General features: G+C 52.7%; 4 protein-coding genes. All 4 read right to left on the minus strand.

Features of this window, described 5'->3' with window-relative positions:
• Window positions 1-155 precede the first annotated feature (155 nt).
• Window positions 156-2,342 (minus strand): polysaccharide biosynthesis tyrosine autokinase, encoded by a 2,187-nt coding sequence (locus tag HMPREF3050_RS12365; protein ID WP_049223806.1) that lies wholly within the window; start codon window positions 2,340-2,342, stop codon window positions 156-158.
• A gap of 51 nt (window positions 2,343-2,393) precedes the next feature.
• Window positions 2,394-2,840 carry an arsenate reductase/protein-tyrosine-phosphatase family protein gene (locus tag HMPREF3050_RS12370; RefSeq protein ID WP_003759455.1) on the minus strand — a complete coding sequence of 149 codons (447 nt, stop codon included), beginning with the start codon at window positions 2,838-2,840 and terminating at the stop codon, window positions 2,394-2,396.
• A 162-nt stretch (window positions 2,841-3,002) separates the two neighbouring features.
• The gene (locus tag HMPREF3050_RS12375) at window positions 3,003-4,136 is read right to left on the minus strand and encodes a polysaccharide export protein (RefSeq protein WP_070774995.1); all 1,134 of its coding nucleotides are present in this window, start codon (window positions 4,134-4,136) and stop codon (window positions 3,003-3,005) included.
• A gap of 87 nt (window positions 4,137-4,223) precedes the next feature.
• Window positions 4,224-6,116 carry a polysaccharide biosynthesis protein gene (locus HMPREF3050_RS12380; protein ID WP_070774996.1) on the minus strand — a complete coding sequence of 631 codons (1,893 nt, stop codon included), beginning with the start codon at window positions 6,114-6,116 and terminating at the stop codon, window positions 4,224-4,226.
• Between the last annotated feature and the right edge of the window lie 160 nt (window positions 6,117-6,276).

Below are 6,276 nucleotides of genomic sequence, written 5' to 3' on the forward strand. Positions count from 1 at the left end.
CTTGTCCTGATTTAAAGTTAATCCACTATATCTTGCTTAAACTCAAATAAGATGATTTTTATCGCATCTGTTGAAAGGCATGACAAAAGGTCGTCTGAAACTTGATTTTTCCGTTTCAGACGACCTTTTGGGCAGAAAATAGCTGGTTTCCAGCTTTAAGCTTTGTTTTCCGGCGCTTCTTTTTTAACCGGTTTCTTGCCATCCTGCGGAGAATGGTAGGCGTAGTAGTCATACATACTGTTGGCTTCGCGCTTCATGCCGTTCAGGATGACGCCTTTGATATTGATCTTGTTCTGACGCAGACGGTCGGCACTGATTTCAAGCTCTCTGGTGGTGGTGTTGCCGTAGCGGCTGACCAGCAGAACCGTACCTGCCAGCTGTCCGACGATGGTTGCGTCGGTCACTGCGAGGACAGGCGGGGTGTCGATAATCACGTAGTCGTAACGTTTTTGGGCGTTTGCCAGCAATTCTGTGAAGCGGCTGTCCATCAGCAGCTCGGACGGATTTTTAGGATAACCGCCGTTGCTGATGAGGTGCAGGTTTTCAATCCGCGTTTCACAGACGGCTTTAGCAGGGGAGACATGGCCGGAAAGGATGTCTGCCAAGCCGTATTCGGGCGTCAGTTTGAACAGTTGGTCCAAATAGCCTTTACGCATGTCGGTATCGATCAGCAATACGCGTTTGCCTGATTGTGCCATTACGGTGGCGAGGTTGGCGGAAATAAAGGATTTGCCCGCTTCCGGAGCCGCACCGGTAATCATGAGGACATTGTTGCGCGCATCCAGCATGGAGAAGTAGATGTTGGTACGCAGGGCGCGGATGGCTTCGACGGCGACGTCGGAGGCATCCTCGTTTGCCAGCAGATAATTGGAGCGGCCGGTCAGGGATTTGAATTTGCGTTTCAATAGGTCGCGTTTTTGCTGGGTTTTGGAGTAGGGTACGAGGGCGGCGACTTCGAGATTGAGGTTTTCAATCTCTTCAGACGACGTGATGCCTCGGCGCATACGGCCTTGCAGCATGACCCACATGGAGGCGAGTGCGCCTGCGGCAAGTGCGCTTAATGCGGTAATGACGGCTTTGCGCGGGGCGATCGGTTGTTCCGGCGTGTAGGCATGGTCAACGACGCGGACATTGCCTTGCGCACTGGCTTTCATGATGTTGAGTTCTTGTTGTTTCGCCAAGAGTTGGACGTAGGTCGCTTGGTTGGTTTCTACGTCGCGGGTCAGGCGGATGACTTCCTGTTGGGTGTTGGGCAGGCCGGCGATTTGCTGGTTGATTTTGCTCTTGGCGCGTTCGAGCACCGCCAGTTTGTCCAAAACGGCTTTATAGGAAGGGTGTTCCGGAGTATACAGTTCCGCCAAACCTGCTTCTTCGGTTTTGAGCAGGGTGATTTGGGTTTCGATGCTGGTCAGGCTTTCAAGCGCGCCTTTGGACTCAAGCGGAATGTCGAGCGAACCTGCGCGTTCGCGGTAAGCATTGAGTTTGTTTTCTGCTTCTTGCAGGGTTTCTTTCAGACGAGGCAATTCTTCGCTGATGAAAGCCAAGCCGCTGGAGGCGACTTGAATGTCGCGTTCGCGGTTTTGCGCGACGTAGTTGTCGGCGATGCTGTTGAGGACGGCGCTGGTTTTTTTCGGATCAACATCGGTGTAGGCAAGGTTGATGATGGGGCTGGTTTTGCCTTTGCTGATGACCGAGAGTTGGTTTTTGATGTTTTCGATGGCGCTGAGCTTGGAAAACTTGGTCAACTCGAAATCCTGCTCTGTTTCGGCAAGGATTTGGTCGACTTTCAGAACGGTTTCGTTATTGATTTTCAGCGGAGTGCCGACGCGGCCTTCTTTGGCTGTACCGTTTGGGAGCGTCAGGATATAGTTTTTGCTGTCTTTGACGGTCAGTTTGAAGGGTTTGTTGATCCATTCTTCGGAAACGGTAAATGTACCGATTTTCAAAATCGGATCGTCGTTGCCGCTGAGGTTGTGAATCATGTTGCCGAAAACCGGGAAATAGGTGGCTTTGACTTCTTGGTCAAGCTGAAGCTCGTCAACGGTTTTGCCTATAACCATGCGGGATTGGACCAATTCGATTTCGGCTTCGGAAGGCGCCGGCTCGTTGGAAAGCATGTTGTTGATTTCGGTCAGAATCTGGTTTTGTTTGGTTTCGATTTCCAACATGGCGTCGGCGCGGTAGACAGGCGTGGACGCAAAGCTGAAAACGGCACCGAGCAAGCCGCCCGCAATCAATGCGGTGGCGATTTTGGATTTGTGCAGCCACAGATTGTGCAGTTGTTGGCCGAAATCGATTTCGTCGTTGTTGGAGGATGCTGATGACGGATATTGTTTATACATCAGTAGGCTTTCTGTTTGGATTTAATTGATTGAATCCGGCGTAAGTGAGTGTTATGCCGGGGTTGGTCCGTTCAATTTTTCAGCCCAAGTCTCGGCTGCGCTTTGTATTTGTTGGAATACGGCTTCAAACATTTCGCTGCTTTGTTTGAACGGGTCGGGTATGTTTTTCTTGGGCAGCCATTGGGCGAGCAGGATGGTTTTCCCGCGCGCGGAAGGCAGGATGTCGGCAACCATATCGATATGGGCCGGCTCCATCACCAAAATCAGGTCTGCTGCATTGCACATTTCAGGGGTCAGTTGGCGGGCGGTGTGTCCGGCAACGACTACGCCGTGTTTAAGGGCGGTTTTAATGGCTTGGAAGTCGGCATCTTTTCCCGCCAATGCGTTGATGCCGGCCGAACTGACACGGTGTCCGGGCAGCTTTTTCTGCAAGATGCGCTCCGCTATCGGGGAGCGGCAGATATTTCCCATGCATACTACTAAAATATTTTGAAACATAAGAGAAGCGGTATTTTTTTCTTGTATAGGGTCAAATCATGATAAAACGGTTTGAGGTCGGATATTTGGTCGGTCTGAAAGGGTTTTGTTTATATGTCGTCAGACGATAAATAACCGGCCTGCCGTTTTGCCTGACAGCAGGTGCTGTCAGGCGCCGTCAGGTTATTTGAACGTGTTGTCGATGGCGTTGACGTTGCTGAAGAAACTGGTCAATTGCGATACTACGCGGTTCCAACGGGTAACCGGGGCGGCAGTCACATAAACAACGTCGTTCGGACGCAGGTCGAAGTCGCTGCCCAAGGCGTAAGCGGTCGCGTCTTTCAGGTTAAGTTGGTAAATGTGGATAGGTTTGGCCGCATCTTCGGGCGCACGGCGGATGACGAAGACGCCGGTTGCGTCTGCCAAGGCTTGGTTCATGCCGCCGGTTTCACCCAAGGCTTGAGTGAGGTTCAGGCCGTGGTTGCCGATAGGCAGGGTGGCTTGGCGGCCGACTTCGCCCATAACGTACACTTTGCTGTTGCTGTTGTTCGGAACGTAAACGATGTCGCCGTTGCTTAAGAGGTGGTTTTGCGACATATCGCCGTACTGCATGATGTTTTGCAGGGAGATGGTGCGGTCAACGCCGTTGTGCGTCCATTTGATGTTGTGGGTGTCGGCATTTTGCGCCACGCCGCCCGCTTGGTTGACGGCATCGAGGATGGTCATGGGGACGTTGGTAATCGGCAGTTGTCCTGCTTGTCCGACGGCGCCGGAAATGGAAATGCGTTGCGAACGGAATTCGGTTACGTTGATGGTAACTTGGGGATTTTTAAGGTAACGTTTCAGACGACCTGTCAGGATGTTTTGCAGCTCGTCTATGGTTTTGCCTTGCGCTTGGATTTTGCCGACCAGCGGATAGGTGATGTAGCCGCCTTCGTCCACCCATGCGCCACGGCTGACTTGGTTGGTTTGCGGGTTGCTTTGTTGTACGGGCGAATTGAGGTCGGTGTGCGCCCAGACCATGATGTTCAATACGTCGCCTTTACCGATGTGGTAGCGGTAGGCGGCTTTGCTGCGCTCAAGCGCACCGTTGTTTTGTGACAACACTGGAGGTTTGCGCATTTTTTCAACGAGGCCGAAGGTAATCGGATAGATGGCGACGCGCTTGTCGAATTTGGTGTCTGCTACGGTTTCGCCGTTTTCGTAAACGATGGTTTTGTTGCGTGTGTTGATGGTGGAGCCGGGAATGACGGTGCTGCTGTTGCAGGCGGTCAGTGCCATCAGGGACAGGCTGATGAGGGCAAGCTGTTTTTTCATGTCGGTATCCTTGTCAGTCTTATTGGGGTCGTCTGAAAACTTTCAGACGACCTTTTTGTGGAATGTTTTGCTTTATCGGTCGGGTATTTAATGTGTCTGCTGCCAAACCAAATCGCAAATATCGTCTTTGGGATTAAAGCCTGCAGGGGCTTCTAGCAGCAGGGCGCGCAGGGTTTGTTGTTCTGAATTTGAGCACGCTAAGTCCATACGCATAATTATGTCATTTAATTGCGCCCATGGCAGCATTACTTCGCTGGCGGTCATAATTCGGGGATGAGTGGTTTTTTGCACTTCGTCTCCGATGAGCAACTCTTCGTAAAGTTTTTCACCCGGACGCAGTCCTGTAATTTTAATTTCGATATCGCCGTCGGGATGTTGGGCATCTTTCAATTTCAGGCCGCTAAGCGTAATCATTTGTTTGGCTAAGTCAATGATTTTAACAGATTCGCCCATATCCAACACGAATACGTCGCCGCCTTTGCCCATCGCGCCCGCTTGAATGACGAGTTGGGCGGCTTCGGGGATGGTCATGAAGTAGCGGGTGATGTCTTGATGGGTCAGGGTGATGGGGCCGCCTTCGGCGATTTGTTTTTCAAACACGGGGACGACGGAGCCGGAGGAGCCTAAAACGTTGCCAAAACGCACCATGCAGAAGCGGGTCTGTTGGCCGGGTTCGGCGGCGAGCGCCTGCAGGCAGAGTTCCGCCATGCGTTTGCTGGCACCCATGGTATTGGTCGGGCGCACGGCTTTGTCGGTGGAGATGAGCACGAAGGTGCTGACGCCGGATTCGACGGCGGCCTGCGCACACAATAGCGTGCCGAAGACGTTGTTGCGTATGCCTTCGACGGTGTTGAACTCGACCATGGGGACGTGTTTGTAGGCGGCGGCATGATAGACGGTTTCAACGCCGTACGCGGTCATGACACTGATCAGGCGTTCTTTGTTTTGCACGGAGCCGAGCAGGGGGACGACTTCGATTTGACTGCCGGCGGCTGCCTGAGTTTCGCGCAATTCTTTGTCTATGCTGTACAGGGAGAACTCGGACAGTTCGAACAGCAGCAATTTGGACGGGCGGCATTTCAGGATTTGGCGGCAGAGTTCGGAGCCGATGGACCCGCCCGCACCTGTCACCATCACGGTTTTGCCGGTAATGTCCGCGCCCATGAGTTCGGGGCGGGGGGCGACGGGGTCGCGGCCGAGCAAATCGACGACGGAGATTTTTTTCAGCGCGCTGACTTTGATTTTGCCGTCCACCAAGTCTTTCATGCCGGGAATGGTCAGCACTTCGCATTTGTATTTTTCGAGGCTTTGGATGATGCGGCGGCGTTCTTCCTGAGTGGAGCTGGGGATGGCGAGCAGGATTTTTTCCACACCGTAGCGGTCGATGAGCGATTGGATGTCTTCAGGACCATAGACGGTCAGGTCGTAGATGACGGTGCGGCGGATTTTGGGGTTGTCGTCCACAAAGGCGACGGCGGAATATTCGTTGACCTGTTTGATGGCTTCCAGCAGTTGGCGGCCGGATTGTCCTGCGCCGTAAATGATGACGGGCGCCATTTGTTTTTTGTGCCGGTCGGTTAGGATGGCGCGCAGAATCATGCGCGAACTGGTGATGCAGACGACCAGCAGCAAGAAATAAACGACAGGCAGGGCAAGGTGCAGTTTGCGTTCGAAAACCAAGGTGGTCAGGCAGAACAAGACTGCTGAAATCAGGCTGCCGAATGCGGCGGCGGTCAGGACGCGGGTGCTGACGAAGCGGGTAACGGCGCGGTACAGCCCCAGTCTGACAAACAGCGTGATGGTCAAAAAGGCGGTCGAGCCGAAAGCAAGCCAGTTCGCCATGCTTGCCCATTCGTCGGAGTATTGGACTCGGAGGCTTTGCGCAAACCAAAAGGCGATAAAAATCATCAAAACGTCGTGGATGACGAAGAAGGTTTTCTTGACGTTGCGGGGCAGGGATAACAGGGTTTCCAAATTCATTTTGGTATGTTCTGAATAATGTTGTGGGTGGGTTTCAGACGACCCCGGTCATACAAAGGTCGTCTGAAAAGACGTTTGTTGCTACGGAGCATTGGTTTTCCGTATGTGTCGGCTGCTTGCCGGTTCCCTTTTTTATAGTGGATTAACTTTAAACCAGTAC

The sequence above is a fragment of the Neisseria sp. HMSC065D04 genome (assembly GCF_001815675.1).
Classification (GTDB): domain Bacteria; phylum Pseudomonadota; class Gammaproteobacteria; order Burkholderiales; family Neisseriaceae; genus Neisseria.

Excerpts from the sequence above, each read along its gene's own strand:
- HMPREF3050_RS12365 (WP_049223806.1), bottom strand. The coding sequence starts at position 2,342 with ATGTATAAACAATATCCGTCATCAGCATCCTCCAACAACGACGAAATC.
- HMPREF3050_RS12370 (WP_003759455.1), bottom strand. The coding sequence starts at position 2,840 with ATGTTTCAAAATATTTTAGTAGTATGCATGGGAAATATCTGCCGCTCC.
- HMPREF3050_RS12375 (WP_070774995.1), bottom strand. The coding sequence starts at position 4,136 with ATGAAAAAACAGCTTGCCCTCATCAGCCTGTCCCTGATGGCACTGACC.
- HMPREF3050_RS12380 (WP_070774996.1), bottom strand. The coding sequence starts at position 6,116 with ATGAATTTGGAAACCCTGTTATCCCTGCCCCGCAACGTCAAGAAAACC.